The organism is Marinobacter sp. ES-1 (assembly GCF_000475255.1).
Taxonomy (GTDB): Bacteria; Pseudomonadota; Gammaproteobacteria; order Pseudomonadales; family Oleiphilaceae; genus Marinobacter; species Marinobacter vinifirmus.
Genome location: NZ_AXBV01000067.1, coordinates 1 through 14,130, shown reverse-complemented (window position 1 = coordinate 14,130; position 14,130 = coordinate 1). Strand labels below are relative to the sequence as shown.

The 14,130-nt window shown below is 55.5% G+C and carries 19 protein-coding genes and 3 pseudogenes; 4 read left to right on the top strand and 18 right to left on the bottom strand.

Annotated elements, in window-relative coordinates:
- Window positions 1-10 precede the first annotated feature (10 nt).
- Window positions 11-1,900, top strand: coding sequence for an ATP-dependent zinc metalloprotease FtsH (gene ftsH / locus Q668_RS12825; RefSeq protein WP_022990015.1), 1,890 nt, complete (start codon window positions 11-13; stop codon window positions 1,898-1,900).
- A gap of 15 nt (window positions 1,901-1,915) precedes the next feature.
- Here ftsH and Q668_RS12820 read toward each other — a convergent pair whose 3' ends face one another.
- The 3 genes from Q668_RS12820 to yghU are packed head-to-tail and all read right to left on the bottom strand — an operon-like array spanning window position 1,916 to window position 6,053.
- Complete coding sequence (locus Q668_RS12820; RefSeq protein ID WP_022990014.1) at window positions 1,916-2,779, bottom strand: universal stress protein; 864 nt, start codon at window positions 2,777-2,779, stop codon at window positions 1,916-1,918.
- On the bottom strand, window positions 2,757-5,168 hold the full coding sequence (locus tag Q668_RS12815) for a Lon protease family protein (RefSeq protein WP_022990013.1): 2,412 nt from the start codon (window positions 5,166-5,168) through the stop codon (window positions 2,757-2,759). The genes Q668_RS12820 and Q668_RS12815 overlap by 23 nt, the downstream gene beginning before the upstream one ends.
- Before the next feature lie 9 nt (window positions 5,169-5,177).
- Entirely contained in the window at window positions 5,178-6,053 is an 876-nt protein-coding gene (yghU, locus tag Q668_RS12810) for a glutathione-dependent disulfide-bond oxidoreductase (protein WP_022990012.1), read from the bottom strand.
- A gap of 121 nt (window positions 6,054-6,174) precedes the next feature.
- On the opposite strand from yghU, the gene Q668_RS17135 reads away from it, so the two are divergent.
- The gene (locus Q668_RS17135; RefSeq protein ID WP_022990011.1) at window positions 6,175-6,309 is read left to right on the top strand and encodes a hypothetical protein; all 135 of its coding nucleotides are present in this window, start codon (window positions 6,175-6,177) and stop codon (window positions 6,307-6,309) included.
- Window positions 6,310-6,369: 60 nt separating this feature from the next.
- On the opposite strand, the gene Q668_RS12805 is transcribed toward Q668_RS17135, so the two are convergent.
- Window positions 6,370-7,794, bottom strand: coding sequence for a hypothetical protein (locus Q668_RS12805; protein ID WP_022990010.1), 1,425 nt, complete (start codon window positions 7,792-7,794; stop codon window positions 6,370-6,372).
- A gap of 89 nt (window positions 7,795-7,883) precedes the next feature.
- Here Q668_RS12805 and Q668_RS17305 point away from each other — a divergent pair.
- Both Q668_RS17305 and Q668_RS17785 read left to right on the top strand, forming a co-directional pair.
- Window positions 7,884-8,228: pseudogene (locus tag Q668_RS17305) on the top strand (helicase HerA-like domain-containing protein); the annotation flags it as partial.
- Between the two features lie 62 nt (window positions 8,229-8,290).
- Window positions 8,291-8,583 (top strand): annotated as a pseudogene (locus Q668_RS17785) (helicase HerA-like domain-containing protein).
- 84 nt (window positions 8,584-8,667) lie between these two features.
- Here Q668_RS17785 and Q668_RS12795 read toward each other — a convergent pair.
- The 14 genes and pseudogenes from Q668_RS12795 to Q668_RS12735 form a co-directional block, all read right to left on the bottom strand.
- Entirely contained in the window at window positions 8,668-8,970 is a 303-nt protein-coding gene (locus tag Q668_RS12795) for a type II toxin-antitoxin system RelE/ParE family toxin (protein WP_022990008.1), read from the bottom strand.
- Window positions 8,958-9,215 carry a type II toxin-antitoxin system Phd/YefM family antitoxin gene (locus Q668_RS12790; RefSeq protein ID WP_022990007.1) on the bottom strand — a complete coding sequence of 86 codons (258 nt, stop codon included), beginning with the start codon at window positions 9,213-9,215 and terminating at the stop codon, window positions 8,958-8,960. Before Q668_RS12790 ends, Q668_RS12795 begins: the two co-directional genes overlap by 13 nt.
- Before the next feature lie 144 nt (window positions 9,216-9,359).
- A complete protein-coding gene (locus tag Q668_RS12785; protein WP_022990006.1) occupies window positions 9,360-9,623 on the bottom strand; it encodes a Txe/YoeB family addiction module toxin in 264 nt (87 codons plus the stop codon).
- Window positions 9,623-9,862 carry a type II toxin-antitoxin system Phd/YefM family antitoxin gene (locus Q668_RS12780; RefSeq protein WP_022990005.1) on the bottom strand — a complete coding sequence of 80 codons (240 nt, stop codon included), beginning with the start codon at window positions 9,860-9,862 and terminating at the stop codon, window positions 9,623-9,625. The genes Q668_RS12785 and Q668_RS12780 overlap by 1 nt, the downstream gene beginning before the upstream one ends.
- Before the next feature lie 138 nt (window positions 9,863-10,000).
- Window positions 10,001-10,294, bottom strand: a complete 294-nt coding sequence (locus tag Q668_RS12775) for a HigA family addiction module antitoxin (protein WP_022990004.1) — start codon at window positions 10,292-10,294, stop codon at window positions 10,001-10,003.
- Window positions 10,294-10,601: pseudogene (locus Q668_RS12770) on the bottom strand (type II toxin-antitoxin system RelE/ParE family toxin). Before Q668_RS12770 ends, Q668_RS12775 begins: the two are co-directional and overlap by 1 nt.
- Before the next feature lie 37 nt (window positions 10,602-10,638).
- Window positions 10,639-11,244 (bottom strand): DUF4326 domain-containing protein, encoded by a 606-nt coding sequence (locus Q668_RS12765; RefSeq protein ID WP_022990002.1) that lies wholly within the window; start codon window positions 11,242-11,244, stop codon window positions 10,639-10,641.
- On the bottom strand, window positions 11,244-11,684 hold the full coding sequence (locus Q668_RS12760) for a DUF488 family protein (protein WP_022990001.1): 441 nt from the start codon (window positions 11,682-11,684) through the stop codon (window positions 11,244-11,246). Before Q668_RS12760 ends, Q668_RS12765 begins: the two co-directional genes overlap by 1 nt.
- 11 nt (window positions 11,685-11,695) lie before the next feature.
- Window positions 11,696-12,310: a dual OB domain-containing protein gene (locus Q668_RS16930; protein WP_152521788.1), complete on the bottom strand. Its 615-nt coding sequence runs from the start codon at window positions 12,308-12,310 to the stop codon at window positions 11,696-11,698.
- 113 nt (window positions 12,311-12,423) lie between these two features.
- Window positions 12,424-12,705 carry a type II toxin-antitoxin system RelE/ParE family toxin gene (locus Q668_RS12750; protein ID WP_022989999.1) on the bottom strand — a complete coding sequence of 94 codons (282 nt, stop codon included), beginning with the start codon at window positions 12,703-12,705 and terminating at the stop codon, window positions 12,424-12,426.
- Complete coding sequence (locus Q668_RS12745; protein WP_022989998.1) at window positions 12,702-12,974, bottom strand: CopG family ribbon-helix-helix protein; 273 nt, start codon at window positions 12,972-12,974, stop codon at window positions 12,702-12,704. Before Q668_RS12745 ends, Q668_RS12750 begins: the two co-directional genes overlap by 4 nt.
- Before the next feature lie 144 nt (window positions 12,975-13,118).
- Window positions 13,119-13,385, bottom strand: coding sequence for a DUF2442 domain-containing protein (locus Q668_RS12740; protein WP_036219965.1), 267 nt, complete (start codon window positions 13,383-13,385; stop codon window positions 13,119-13,121).
- Window positions 13,345-13,584 (bottom strand): DUF4160 domain-containing protein, encoded by a 240-nt coding sequence (locus Q668_RS16925; RefSeq protein WP_081697604.1) that lies wholly within the window; start codon window positions 13,582-13,584, stop codon window positions 13,345-13,347. Before Q668_RS16925 ends, Q668_RS12740 begins: the two co-directional genes overlap by 41 nt.
- A 108-nt stretch (window positions 13,585-13,692) precedes the next feature.
- Window positions 13,693-14,130: hypothetical protein (locus tag Q668_RS12735; RefSeq protein ID WP_036219963.1), on the bottom strand; the 438-nt coding region annotated here is incomplete at its 5' end.

Here is a 14,130-nt window from a genome sequence, read left to right as displayed (position 1 = left end):
GAACGTAGTAATGGAACCTGAAAAGCAAGGACAAGACCAGACGCCACCACCGGCCGTACCTAACCAGCTGTCATTTTTGTGGTTAAGCGCGGCCATCTTCCTGATGTTCCTGTGGCTACAGGACAGCGGTCAGCCGCAACAACAGGAACTGGCCTACTCCGAGTTCAAGGAAGCCGTGTTGAGTGGCCAGGTCTCGGAAGTGACTCTGCAAAACGAGGAAATCCGTGGCCAGTTTACAGACTCCGGCAGCAGCCAGTTCAGCTCTGATACCGGCCCGGCGTCGCGCAGCTTTATCACCGTGCGCCCGCCGGTTGAAGACACGGAGCTGCTGGCCTTGCTGGAACGGCAGGAAGTCACCATTCGCGGGGCCCGCTCTGGCAGGCCCTGGTGGCAGGAGCTGATTCTCGGGTTCCTGCCCTGGATATTGCTGCTGGCACTGATGTTCTGGTTCTGGGGCGCGGCCCAGAAACGCATGACCGGCGGCAACAGCCCCTTCGACTATGCCAAGTCAAAGGCCCGCAGGGCCCGCAAGGAAACCTCGACCACCACGCTGGATGACGTAGCCGGCATCGAGTCGGCCAAGCGGGACATCTCCGAGATTATCGACTTCCTGAAAACCCCGGAGAAATACCGCCGGCTGGGCGCCGTTATGCCCAAGGGCGTATTGCTGGTGGGCCCGCCGGGCACCGGTAAAACCCTGCTGGCCCGGGCCATTGCCGGTGAAGCCGAAGTGCCGTTTTTCAGCATCAGTGCCTCGGAATTCATCGAAATGTTCGTGGGCGTGGGTGCCGCCCGGGTGCGGGATATGTTCCAGAATGCCCGCAAGGAAGCCCCTGCCCTGATCTTTATCGACGAACTGGATGCCATCGGCCGCTCCCGGGGTGCAGGCCTCGGTGGTGGCCATGATGAGCGGGAGCAGACCCTGAATCAGATCCTGACCGAAATGGACGGTTTCGAGGCCCACGAGAACGTCCTGGTGCTGGCAGCGACCAACCGTCCGGATGTGCTCGACAGCGCCCTGCTGCGCCCCGGTCGGTTTGACCGGAAAATAACCCTGGATCGCCCACATAAAACCGCCCGCGAAGCCATCCTGAAAGTCCACGTGCGCAAAGTGCCCCTGGCGGCCGACGTTAACCTGGAGCAACTGGCCGCCCGCACCACCGGTTTTTCCGGGGCAGACCTGAAAAACCTGGTGAACGAAGCCGCCCTGACCGCAGCCCGGGAAAACCTGGATGAGGTCACCGCGCACTGCTTCGAAGTAGCCCGCGACAGAATCATCCTGGGCGAAGAGCGGGACGCCCAGCTGACCCCGGAGGAACGCGAAGTGGTGGCCTACCACGAGTGCGGCCACGCGCTGATGGCGTATTACATGCCCAAAGCCGACCCGCTCACCAAGGTAACCATCATCCCCCGCGGCATGGCCATGGGGGTGACGGAACAGACACCCCGGGAAGACAAATACAACTACACCGAAAGCTACCTTCGGGATCGCATCAAGGTGATGCTGGGTGGCCGCTCTGCGGAGAAAATCATTTACGGGGAAGTCAGCACCGGTGCCCAGAACGACCTGAAAGAAGCCACCAAACTGTTGCGCCGGATGATCGGCCAGTGGGGTATGAGCGAAAAGGTGGGGCCCCTGGGGCTAGGCATTGGTGAAGAGCATGTATTCCTCGGTCGCGAAATGGGCGCACCCCGGGAATACAGCGAAAAGCTTGCGGAGATGATCGATTCCGAAATCCAGACCCAGCTGATGGACCTGGAACGTTTTACCGTCGCCTTTCTGACCGAGCACCGCAAAGAACTGGATGCCCTGGCCAAGGCGGTGATGGAACGGGAAACCATGGAATCCGAGGAAATCGAGCAGGTACTGAACGATGCCGGCAATCGCAAGAATGCCTGAGCGCTGCACATCCGGTCAGGGCGTTACCGTAACCGGCAGGTTCAGGGCCGACAACAGGGCCTCCGCGCCCTGATCGGCGAACAGGCTGCAACTGCGGCTGACCACCAGCTGGCTGGCCCCCTCCTCCTGCATGGCCCGCACGGCAGCACCGGCACTGGCGGCCGGTATCTGCCGAACCCGCGCCGCAATGCCCTCACTCTGCAGGTACGCCAGGATATCTTCGGCTACCGACTGATCTGCCTCGGAACCGGTACGCAGCAAAACGCTCAATGGTTGATGACTGCGCCGCGCCAGCTCGGCCCCCACAAGCACTGCCCGGTGATTGGCCCCCTGGTCATGGTTGAGCAGAACCACCACGCGGTTCTGGCGCTGCGCTCGGGGCTCCGCCCACAGCAACACATCGCCCGGCGCCTGCCGAAGCAGAACCCGGGCCGTTGAACCCAGGCGGGCTCCGGGAATACCGGACCAGCCAACCCGACCCAGTACCACCAGGTCTTGCGGCTGCACCAGGTTCAGAACCTCTTCCGCTACACGGCCCCGGCACAGCTTCAGGGTCTGGGCCAGGCCGCGACGAGCCATCGCCTGTTGTAATGAACGGCGGGCCGCCTCGGCCAGTGCCTGCATGCGGGCCTCGATTGCAGCTGAATCCAGCGGGCGGGCCAGGCCGGAACTACCGCCCACTTCCCGGGCAAAGCCATACCCCGCCGTGCGCAGCAGGTTAACTTCTTCCACAAAGATACCCAGAACCTCTGCATTACGGGCCGAAGCAATCTCTGCGGCAGCTTCCAGCGCGGCAAGGCTCAGGCGCGAGCCATCCAGCAAGATCAATACCCGGCCCGCTGGTACGTCCGGTTTGTCAGTCGTCGCCGTTGTTGCCATTGCCATTGCCTCCGTTGCCGTTCTCCTTGCCGTCGTCTTTCTTCTTGCCAACTTCGGCAAACTCCGCCAGCCGATCCGCCACCAGCCGGTTGAACGTGTTCTCCGGGTAAACGCCATCAGCATCGGGAACACCGGCCTCCATACCGGTCATCAGCTCAATGGCCTGGTCGATGTGGCTGAGCGGATAGATAGTGAACCGTCCTTCCCGCACGGCGTCACGAACCTGTTCATTGAGCATCAGGTGTTCCACGTTGCTGGCCGGCAACAGGGCGCCATGACCATTCACGCCCCTGGCTTGTGTGCACACATTGAAGAAGCCTTCGATTTTTTCGTTTACACCGCCCACGGCCTGAACCTCGCCGTGCTGGTTCATGGAACCGGTTACGGCCAGTGATTGCTTCAGGGGAACGCCGGTAATCGCCGACAGCAACACGCAGGTTTCCGCCACCGACGCCGAATCCCCCTCCACACCACCGTAAGACTGCTCAAAAGCCAGGCTGGCCGACAGCGACAACTCACCCATCGGCGCATAGCGGTTGGCCAGGAAGCGGGACAGGATCATCACCGCCTTGCTGTGAATGGGCCCGCCAAGCTTGGCTTCCCGCTCGATATCCACCACCTGGCCTTTGCCGGGGCGGGCCGTCGCGGTTATGCGGGTGGGCTGGCCGAAGCGGGTAGCGCCAATCTGCAGAACCGACAAGCCATTGATCTGTGCTGCCTGTTCGCCTTCGGTGGCAATCATCATCACGCCCCGGCGAATCTGCTCCAAGCTGCGCTCACGGATACGGCTGGCCCGGTATTCCCGCTCATCAATGGCCTGCTGCACGTGAATCACTTCAATGCGGGCACTACCAGCCTGGGATGCCCAGTGGTCGGCCTCGCTGAGCAAGTCTTTCAGCACGCGGTCATGGGCGGTGAGCTTTTTCTGGTCACTGGCCAGCCGGCTCGCATGCTCGATTACCCGGGCAACGGCAGCACGGTCCAGCGCACGGATGCCGGACGACCGCGCCATGGTGGCAATCACCCGGGCATACAGCGGATAGCTCTGGTCGTCCCGGTCCAGGTCGTCTTCAAAATCGGCTTCCACCTTGAACAGGTCCAGGAAATCCGGGTCGTAGTGGGACAACAGGTAATACAACATCCGGTCACCCACCAGAACCACTTTCACGTTCAGGGGGATCGGCTCCGGCTGCTGGCTGACGGTGGTCGCCAGGCCATACAAACGCTCCAGCGACTCAATGCGGATTTCACCGGAGAACAGAATCCGCTTCAGGCTCTCCCAGGCCAGTGGCTGGGTGAGGATGCGGCGGGCATCCAGGATCAGGTAACCACCATTAGCCCGGTGCAAAGAGCCGGCACGGATCAGGGTGAAATCTGTGTACAGGTTGCCCTGGTGGGCCCGGTGTTCGATCTGCCCGGTCAGGTGTTGATGGTTGGGCAGGTCTTCATAGACCACCGGTGCGCCCCGGGTTTCTGCATTGTCGACCAGCAGGTTCACCCGATACCGGTTCAGCAACCCGGCAGGCGCACCGTTCTCGTTATCCTGGAAGGCCTCAGCGTGCTCCACCACGTCTTCCCGCACCGAATCCAGGTGGGCGACCACCGCCGGAACATGGCTCCATTTCTCACGCAGTTCGCCAATGGGGCCGCCAAGCGTGAGCTGCACCATCTCTTCATTGAGCTGATGTATCCGTTCCCGCACTTCCTTGCGCAACCGGGGAACCTGCTGAATCGCCTGCTGCAGCTTCTTCTGCAGGTCTTCCACCTTGGCTTCGACAAGCTCCTTCTCTTCATCAGAGAATTTCTTGTACTCCTCCGGCTCGATGACTTCGCCATTGCGCATGGGCGCAAAGGTAAAGCCGGCCGGCGTGGTGATCATGGCAATATTGTTGGCGTTTGCCTCTTCCTGGATGGCAAACAGGCCTTTTTGTTGGCGCCGGGTGACTTCTTCCTGAAGCTCCTGAATCCGGGCCTGGTATTCCTCGCTCTCGAAGGTAGCGGGGATGGCGGTTTTCAGCTCGTTGGCCAGGTCGTTCATGTCGCTTTTGAACTTGCGACCCTCGCCCGGTGGCAACTCGATAGCGCCAGGTTTGTCTGACTGCTGAAAGTTAAATACATGGCACCAGTCACACGGCACCGGCTTGCCTGCGGCGTGGGTGGCCAGAAACCGCTTCACCAGTTCATGCTTGCCGGCGCCCGAGGGGCCCAGCACAAACAGGTTGAAGCCACTGGCGGCCATACTGGCTCCGAACTCCAGTGCCCGGAGCACCCGGTCCTGCCCGAACGGCAATTCCAGGTCTTCCAGTGCATCCGTGGTGTCGAAATCCAGCTTTTCAGGCGGACAGCGGTGGTAAATCTGGTCCTCGGTTAACGCCGCAGGTACAGCCATTCTTGCTCCTTAAGATTGCTTGCCTTCGAGTTTATCCTGGGTGCGCAAGTCAAAATCGCTCGCATCGTGGCGCTCGTGCAGCTGGGACGACAACTCGCCCCAGGCACGGTTCACCATGCGGCCACGCTGCACTGCCGGGCGCTTGGCCAGTTCATTCGTCCAGCGCAGTACGTTGGTATAAGTATGGGCTTCCAGGAATTCGGCGGCCTCATACACGGTATTCTTCACCAGCGAACCATACCAGGGCCACACCGCCATATCGGCGATGGTGTACTCGTCACCGGCGATGTACTGGTTGTCCGCCAGCTGGCGATCCAGCACATCCAGCTGGCGCTTCACCTCCATGGTGTAGCGGTTGATGGGGTACTCGTATTTTTCCGGGGCATAGGCATAGAAATGCCCGAATCCACCACCCAGAATCGGTGCGCTGGCCATCTGCCAGAACAGCCAGTTCATGGTTTCTGCGCGCCGGGCACGGTCCGTTGGCAGGAAGGCACCAAACTTCTCTGCCAGATAGAACAGGATAGAACCGGATTCGAATACCCGCACGGCCGGGTCTTCACTGCGATCCAGCAACGCGGGGATCTTGGAGTTGGGGTTAACCTCCACAAAACCGCTACTGAACTGGTCACCTTCCATAATCTGGATCAGCCAGGCATCGTATTCAGCTTCCTTGATGCCTTTCTCCAGCAATTCCTCAAACATGATGGTGGCTTTAACCCCATTGGGCGTTGCCAGGGAATACAGCTGGAACGGATGCTCGCCCACCGGCAGGTCTTTATCGTGGGTGGCACCGGCAATCGGGCGGTTTATGCTGGCAAACCTGCCGCCGTTGCCCTGCTCCCATTTCCAGACTTTCGGTGGCGTGTAGGTCGGATCGCTCATCAGTTGTTTCTCCCCTTTACGTTGAAAGATACGTGGCATGACTGTAACTGAATCCGGCACAGGAAAGCACCCATGAACTATACTCGGCCCTACAAACAATGGCTTACACCGGAATGAAGGTGTGATCCAGGCCGGCGAAGCCATCCTGGAGGTGGGCGACCCGAGTGCCCTGGAAGTGGTGATCGACGTACTCAGCTTTGATGCCACCAAACTGAAGCCTGGGCTGGACACCCGCCTCAGCCCTGTTTCGGCATGACGGCGGGCACGCAGTATTTCGGCTGCGATAACGCACAGGCACCCCCCGGGATTTCGCAACCTAGTTTTTCTTGAACACAGCCGTTATCCGATCCCACCAACTGCGCTTCATCTGCTCTTCAGGGCTGGGCCAGTTTGGCTCCTTGCTTTTGCTCTGCACAATGCCGCTGTTACCCAGCCGCAGGCGCCACAGCTGGGCCGCTGAGTGACCCTGCCCTGGCTGCTCAGACACCAGCAATAAATGGAAGTCCTGCTGCCTCTCGATCGGATGAACCTGTACCGAAAACCCGGACTCCTCATCCTCCTCACACACATACAGTCGATCCCGGCTTACCTTGATCATTTCACACAGAGCTTCGAAATCCAGCGTTATACGCTCCCTGATTTCATCGTGTTCCAGCGTGTCTTTGTCCGGTTTGAGCAGAGACCGGTAACAGATAACTTGTGCATCATCGTTGTTGGCCGAGCGTCCGACGGCACTGGCGACCACCTGCGGCAAATCCGAGAGATTACGATAATCCACCCACACCAGCTGCCGGGCCACCTGCTGCCTGGTGTAAGGCATTCGCAGGCGAATCCGCCAACGGGGCTTGCCCCGGCGTAACCGGCGGGTAATCACGTTGATCATGTCTTCGCGCACCATGTCGCGAATGCCGTACATCAACGCGATAACCAGCAACAACGTGATGGAAAGCGTTTCGCTGGCATTGCGCACGTTAAACAGCATGTAGGTCAGTATCGACATGATGAACATTGTGGTGGCGGCCTTCACCAGCTTGCGCGTACCGGAGCCGAGTTCGGCAACCTTTGGCCGTAGCGAAATGGGGTACTCCAGTAACCGGTCGTAGAGGCTCACTCGATTCCAAAGCGCGGTAGGCGTGCCCTGAAAATCACGCAGGTAATCCTGCTCTTTACGATGAGTTCGCTCCTGCTGGAGAAAATCCGTAATGCTCTGGCGGAGCGCCTCGTCCAGTTCGGAAAAGCTGTCGCGGGTCATGCATTCGAGGAAGAACTGCTCCGCGAACCAGGAAAAGTAAATGTCCATCTGGCGCAGATACCGCTTCTGGCGGTCCCGCGAGGGCTGAGTCTCACGCATGCGTTGCGCGAAAGCCTGGCTGAGCCGCAGGGCGCGCGCAATGGTCTCGCCCGGCGTGTCGGTATTGTTCAACTGCCCTCGCAACCGACCCATGGACGCCTTGTACCGAAGCAACCAGGAACTGTTGGCAATCTCGAAGTACGGGGATAACAGGGCAAAGGACTCATCATTCTTGACGGCCCTGTCGCCACCCTGCAAACCCATCAACCCAAAACTGTGGGCAACAGAGCGGAAGAAGAACTGCTGCTCTGAAAGCGTTCGGGCAGAAAGCGTGGTTTCTGGCGGGATAAACAGATACAGCTCAACCGAATGCCGTCCGGGCGTGTTCACCGTACGAGTCAGCCGGAGCTCATAATCGCCCTTCCGCCGTGTACTCCATTTATCGACCATACTGATAATTCTTGTACCTCCATCAACAAACACATCTTAAGCTAAGCTTGCCTTATTACCGCCAACAAATTTGTCCAATAACCAACGAGGTGCACCCGGTGCCGGAGAAGATCGGCCTTGAACCCTACACCTTCCATGGTTTCCCCACCGTTTTCTGGGATGTATTCGGCGCCGAAGGCCACCCCATGCGGGCCACCATTTCAGATATGGGGCCACTTTTGCTGTCCCGGTTGCTGGAACTTAACGACACCCAGGAAGGCGGTCTGAACATCGCGTTCAAAGTGGCGGACGAGCACGGCATGGCCCTGCTGGCAGCAGACCAGTTGATTCAACGCCCACGACTGTATGCCACCATACTGCTCTGGTTGCTTGCCGAACTGTTTGAAGAGTTACCGGAAGTCGGCGACCCCGACAAACCCAAACTCGTGTTCTTTTTCGACGAATCACCGAACTGGGTATCGGCGAAGCCCTGGTATCCACCCTGGACGCCAAAGGCATGCCGGCGAGTTTGGCCCAAGGTACAACACCACCATTGACCGCGAATCGGCCTACGAGAAACTGAAAGAACGAGCCGAACAAGCCGCCAGGGAAGCCGAACAGGCAGCGCTTGATGACAGCCGGATGTACAAAGCGCCAACCAGCAAACGAAAAGCCCCGGCGCGAGCAAGAACATCGTCGCGCCAGGGCGTTTTTGAAACCATGGCAAAAAGCGTAGCCCGCACCGCAGGGCGGGAGATGACCCGGAGCATTTTGCGGGGGTTGTTAGGGTCTTTGTTTAAGGGGCGCTGAAAGGCCTGGCTCAGCAGTGTGCTGGCGCACCGGTGACTTTGACCTAGCGAAGCGGAGAAAAAGGCATCCGAGTGCCGCGCCTGGTTAGCTGTTCCCAAGCATGTACGCCCGAAGCTGTCGCTCCTCTCGCATGACATAGAGAATGAGAACTCGCTTATCATCCTCACGATAAAAAATGCGACACGGAGGAACCGCTACCTCCCTGTATACTGAATCAGGGAGCTCTGGAGGAATCCGTCCGGATTGGGGGAAATCTTCCAAACGCCCGGTCTTATCGAAAACTTCTTGGACCAGGTGACTTGCGGCTGCAGGATTATCCAGAGCAATGTACTCAGCGATCGCATCCAGTTCTTGAAGGGCGGGCTCCGTCCAGATTACTTCAGCCATTTACTCATTTTCTCCCTGGCCTCACTTTGACTGTACGTTCTTCCCTCAAGTACAGCCAGCTCTCCTCGTGAGAGCCCCTCAAGCAGCTCAAGTCGGCGCTGCATAAACTCGTAATCTTGCACATCAACAAGGTATGCGGATGGCTGACCGTGCTCCGTGATCAGTATCGGCTCTTTAGTCAGGTGCAGATCTGCCAGAATCTTTGTGGCTTGGCGCTTGAGGTTCGTAACCAGCTCAACTTTCATGGGCTCACCCTGATCCAAATTAATAGTGACACTATAGTATCACTTTTCGAGTGAGACAATCACAGCTAAAACGCGAAGCTTTGCGCCAATTTTGGAGCCGCGAAGCGGTGGAAAATTTGCCCGGCAACAGCGCCTGGCTATGCCTTATTCGTAGTGACTCCAGAGCCTGAGAACTTTCACCACTCGCTCCTCCTCGAGCACTTGGTAGACCAGACGATGCTGAATATTGATACGGCGTGAATAGGCCCCTGAAAGATCACCAATGAGCTTCTCAATCGGAGGCGGCTTGCGGTATGAATCTTCCGCTATCAGCGCTAACAGTTCCTGGGCTTTTGGTTTGAGGCCCCTGAAGGCCAACTTCTTTGCATCTTTCTGGGCTTGCTTGGTGTAAACCAACTTCCATGTCATCAGTCCAGCTCCTCATCGCATTCATCTACAGGGGTATCCATCCCCTCACGAATCGACTCCCGCATACCTGGTACGGAGAGCAGGTAAAGTGTTTCCTGAATTGCAGACCAGTCTTCCTCGGAAACCAGAACAGCTTTGTTCCGCTTACCCATGATGACGATTGGTTGGTGGGACTCGGCGGTCTCGTCAATCAACCGATATAGGTTGCTGCGCGCCTCAGTTGCTGTGATTCCGGTCATGACGCACCTCTTGTGTGTTCAACTTGCAACCAAGTGTACGCCTCTGGGTACGTACGTCAAGACGAACGTATTGCATGACGCCCGCAATAAACGGCGTGCCGGAGCGCCAGCGCAGGCGCGTCCGACAACAGCCACTGGTTAAGCTGCTTCGAAGTCCAGGGGATGAATGCCATCCAGATTGACCGTATTGCGGGCCACCCAAAGATCGTACATGTCCTGCATTGCCAACCAGCTCTCAGGAGTGCGCCCGAAAACCTTGGACAGCCGCAAAGACATTTCAGGGCTGATGCCACTATCCCCTTTGAGCAGCCGAGACAATGTAGAAGGTGAAACGCCCAGACTGGAAGCAAGCTGACGAGAGCTGATACCGAAGGGCTCCAGGTAAACCTCGCGAATGAATTCACCAGGATGCGGCGGATTATGCATAGTCATTAGTGATAATCCTCATAATCACGAATGTAGGCGTTCCCGTCCTGAAATTCGAACGTCATGCGCCAATTTCCGTTAACCCAAATCGACCACCGGCCTTTGTCCTTGCCCTTCAGTGGATGAAGCCGAAAACCAGGGATATCCATATCTTCCACTGAAGTCGCCGTATCCAGAGCAGCCAGCTGCATACCCAGCTTCTTGGCATGGTCGGGGTGTATGCCAGTCGTGTGTGGCCGGTCGAGTAAAACCGCTTCAGTCCTTTGTGACGGAATGATTTAACGCCGCGCTCTGCGGCAAATTTGGAGCGCAGCGGAAAATTTGTCCGGCAGCAGCGCCTTGTTAAGCGATTACTTACCGTCATCCCATGAATTCAAAAAGTCAGCCAACACGTCTCCGTGACACGAATCTGGCTTACAGAAACACCCCAAACGCTTCCCAGCAAGCTTGTACACCTCTTTTTTCTCCTTATTTGGGAATTTCTCAAAATCAAAATCGTACTTGTACTTTCTAATGACCTCTTCTCTATCTTCACCGTCTTCATACATTGAATAAGGGTTTCCCCAATACGATCCCCGCCCAATGTACTCGTACTCGGGCGTACTTTTTAGACCCTTATATTCTGGCTCACGTTTAATATTAATTACTCGAGTGATAGAAACATCTATGAGTCGAAGAGGAACAGAGTTTTCTTTGAGTAACTCAACCTCTTTTGGAAACTCTTCACCATCGTCGAAAACAATCGCGTGGGTTACGTCGTTAACACTCCAATTCTCACATCGCTGAGTCGAATTAACTTTCTGGCTCTCATCAGAAATCCGCTGGATAAAACCATTTTCATCCGATGGATAAACCAACTCAACCGCATCTGAAGCAGAGAGTATTTTTTCAACTTTTCTATGAAACTTTTGGTAGCAGTTGAAAAGTTTTGGATAAAGAACGAGTATCTTTTTCATCAGTATAAATGTTTAACTTTAAGGTCTAGGTCAGAATGTTCGTTTAAATACTCCACAACTAGCCGCCTGTGGCAAAAATGCGGTTCATGTTCGGAGCACAGCAAACACCCGTGGTCTAGGAGCGAAGGCCTGATTGATTTCTCAACATTTCTTTGCGCCATAAGATTAAGGAACTTGTCCTCATAAAGCTGCCACGACATGTCACCTTTCTTGTATGCATTGAGGATATCTTTAGTTGGCGCAAGCTCTGGCAGATGCACATAATCCGATCCGCAAAGCTCTTTGAGGAAGAATTTTAAATCATCTCGCTTTGCAAACCCAGACAACTGAGAGACATTATTAAGACGAACATCAATCAAGGTTTTGACTTCGGCCACCTTGATAAATTTGAAGAACTTCTCCGCGTTCTTCTGCGTAAATCCGATAGTATAAATCTTCATGCCATTTCCTATCAAAATATGGTTGCAACGAGCTTAAAACAGTTACCTTGATATTCCTCGCCCAAACTCACGCAAAGAACACCTTTAGGAACCTCGTTATTCTGGATGATTCTATCGAAGTTGGGATCAGTTACAGCGAGATCGTAGTTATTTCCACGATAGGAGAATGATGCTCTTCGTCTATCGTACTGATTTTTATATAAATGTAAGTTCTCAACGGCGATAAGATACAAAGATTGCTCAATAGCAATATGCCCTGAGACGATACTTGCGTGAGAAACCCGATCTGTTCCACCCCAAATATCGTTAGGGGTATCCAGGTAGTTATCCAGCTCTCCGACTGAGATCCCAAAATTCTGCCGCCATACAGAACCATCTATGACATAGTTTTCGGGCTGGTGAGATAAAGGGGCATGAGTCGAGAAGCTCATAATAACTTTCTGCAAAGGCTTTACATTGAATTGTCCGTATGGATTTTTGCACAGTGCTTGCGCGTGGCTCAGCTCCGCGCCGTCTGCATTTGAGACTGGCCGCACCCACTGGCCATTGGCAATGCATTTGCCAGCGACACAATGCTGCTGATGCTTCACCGAATTGGCCAAAATCACCACTTCAATGTTTTTCACAAAACCCCTCCAATCTGGGCTACATCAGTAGCGCTTAACGCTGAAGCGCACCGGTGGCTTTGTCGCAGCGCAGCGGAGACAAAGGCATCCGAGTGACGCGCCTGGTTAAATTACTACCGCTCACCTTCAAGGCCATGCCATACCCGGAGAATGATGATGGCACTGGGATGGAGCGAATATCGAACGACATATTTCCCGAAAACCATATCTCGAACAGAGTCAGGCACCGGTGCCATTTCAACTGGTGTGCCCATCTTGGGAAAATCAGGAAGCAATTCGATTTTGCCAACCAGTTCGGTGGCGATCCGGGCTGCCGCCGATGGATTGTGGACTGCAATGAACTTCCTGAGGCGCTGTAAATCTTCAATGGCTTCGTCCGTGTAAACCAGTTTCACTTACCTGACCTCGGTGCATCCTGCTCGTTGTCGGTTCCCCAACTATTAAGCCAGCTGTGAACCTCGCGGGCATCAACAACCTTGCCTTGTGCAGCGGACTCCATTGCTTCTAAGGTCTGTTTCCAGCGCTCTTGCTCCAGCTGCTGCTTTTCTATGTACTCCGATAATGCTTGGTTAATTACCCAACCTTTGCTCCGGTGCAACCTGCCAGCAATTGCTTCCAGGTGCTGTTCAACTTCTGCTTGAAGGCGAACCGTGGTGACGCTCATGACTATACCCTCGAGTTTGGCTACTACAATGTATTACAACATAGTCTACGAGGGTGCGGCAAAAAATTTAACGCCCCGCAGCATGCGCGGCTTTGGAATGGAGGCGAAGCCGCAATGGAAAAGACGTCGCCGTGCCTGCGATGGTTATGTGCAGTGAGCGACGTTCGGGAACCTCTCGGGATGCTCTATAATTTCTTCCGTCAGGTCGACATCAAGGTCAGGCCAATAGAAGTGGCCTGGAGATTGTTCCTCAACGTTCACAATTGCGCTGACCGGCTGCTCCTTAAACCAGGGAAAACTGTTGTAGGGCATGAAAAACTCTCGGTCGTGCGCCAGAAGCCACACGCCATGCGCAGAAATGTTCGTCACCTCAACTGCCGAAGTGCTGTTTCCAAGCGCTGACAAGCTCATCTCGGTGATCCTCCACCAATAATTCGATTTCTTTCAGTTGCTGCCGGTTGTATCCGTAATTTTTGGACAGCTCAAGATCTGGTTCAAGCCAGAATTTTGCCTCGCCATCACCCGATACTACATGAACATGCATGCGAGACTCCTCTCGCGAGAAGAAAAAGAAACGATATCCTTTTTCTCGGAATACTGTAGGACTCATCCATACTCCTCACACATAACGCTGAGCACAGCGGCGACCTTGGAGTGGCGACGAAGGAGCCACGGAAAGGGCGTCCGGCGGCCATCGGCCGCGTACTGCTGCGACTTGTTATGCATGCTGAGCCACCTTGCGAGATGCCACGATGAAAACTGCTACTGGCAACCACACCAAAACAGCTAGCAATGCCGCTTTGAAGCTGTAGGGGGCAAAGATTAGCCCATAGATCCCCCATGTTGGTAGGTTAAGCCACGCCGATACAATGCCTGATGCCCAAAACCCCTGGCAGTGAAAGCCAACCAACATTGCATCGGTAAGGTAGCAACCAGCAGTTTCGGCAGCTATTGCACCACGTCCGATGAATACTGCGATCATGATATCTACCACCACCGCCAAACCAATCAGTGTCAGCGCTACACCTGATAACTTTTTAGCAATTGACCAGTTCATCATCCTGCATAACGCCAGCCAGCATGCGCGGCTGCGGAATGGAGGCGAAGCCGCAATGCAGCAGGCGTCGCGTGCCTGGCCTTGTATGGATAATTTCTG

Coding starts and splice junctions, on each gene's coding strand:
- Q668_RS12780 (WP_022990005.1), bottom strand. CDS start 9,862: ATGACCGGAATCACAGCAACTGAGGCGCGCAGCAACCTATATCGGTTG.
- Q668_RS12740 (WP_036219965.1), bottom strand. CDS start 13,385: ATGAGCTTGTCAGCGCTTGGAAACAGCACTTCGGCAGTTGAGGTGACG.
- Q668_RS16925 (WP_081697604.1), bottom strand. CDS start 13,584: ATGAGTCCTACAGTATTCCGAGAAAAAGGATATCGTTTCTTTTTCTTC.
- Q668_RS12765 (WP_022990002.1), bottom strand. CDS start 11,244: ATGAAAAAGATACTCGTTCTTTATCCAAAACTTTTCAACTGCTACCAA.
- Q668_RS12785 (WP_022990006.1), bottom strand. CDS start 9,623: ATGACATGGAAGTTGGTTTACACCAAGCAAGCCCAGAAAGATGCAAAG.
- Q668_RS12815 (WP_022990013.1), bottom strand. CDS start 5,168: ATGGCTGTACCTGCGGCGTTAACCGAGGACCAGATTTACCACCGCTGT.
- Q668_RS12820 (WP_022990014.1), bottom strand. CDS start 2,779: ATGGCAACAACGGCGACGACTGACAAACCGGACGTACCAGCGGGCCGG.
- Q668_RS12805 (WP_022990010.1), bottom strand. CDS start 7,794: ATGGTCGATAAATGGAGTACACGGCGGAAGGGCGATTATGAGCTCCGG.
- Q668_RS12745 (WP_022989998.1), bottom strand. CDS start 12,974: ATGAGCGTCACCACGGTTCGCCTTCAAGCAGAAGTTGAACAGCACCTG.
- Q668_RS12775 (WP_022990004.1), bottom strand. CDS start 10,294: ATGACTATGCATAATCCGCCGCATCCTGGTGAATTCATTCGCGAGGTT.
- ftsH (WP_022990015.1), top strand. CDS start 11: ATGGAACCTGAAAAGCAAGGACAAGACCAGACGCCACCACCGGCCGTA.
- Q668_RS12790 (WP_022990007.1), bottom strand. CDS start 9,215: ATGAAAGTTGAGCTGGTTACGAACCTCAAGCGCCAAGCCACAAAGATT.
- Q668_RS12760 (WP_022990001.1), bottom strand. CDS start 11,684: ATGAAGATTTATACTATCGGATTTACGCAGAAGAACGCGGAGAAGTTC.
- Q668_RS12795 (WP_022990008.1), bottom strand. CDS start 8,970: ATGGCTGAAGTAATCTGGACGGAGCCCGCCCTTCAAGAACTGGATGCG.
- yghU (WP_022990012.1), bottom strand. CDS start 6,053: ATGAGCGATCCGACCTACACGCCACCGAAAGTCTGGAAATGGGAGCAG.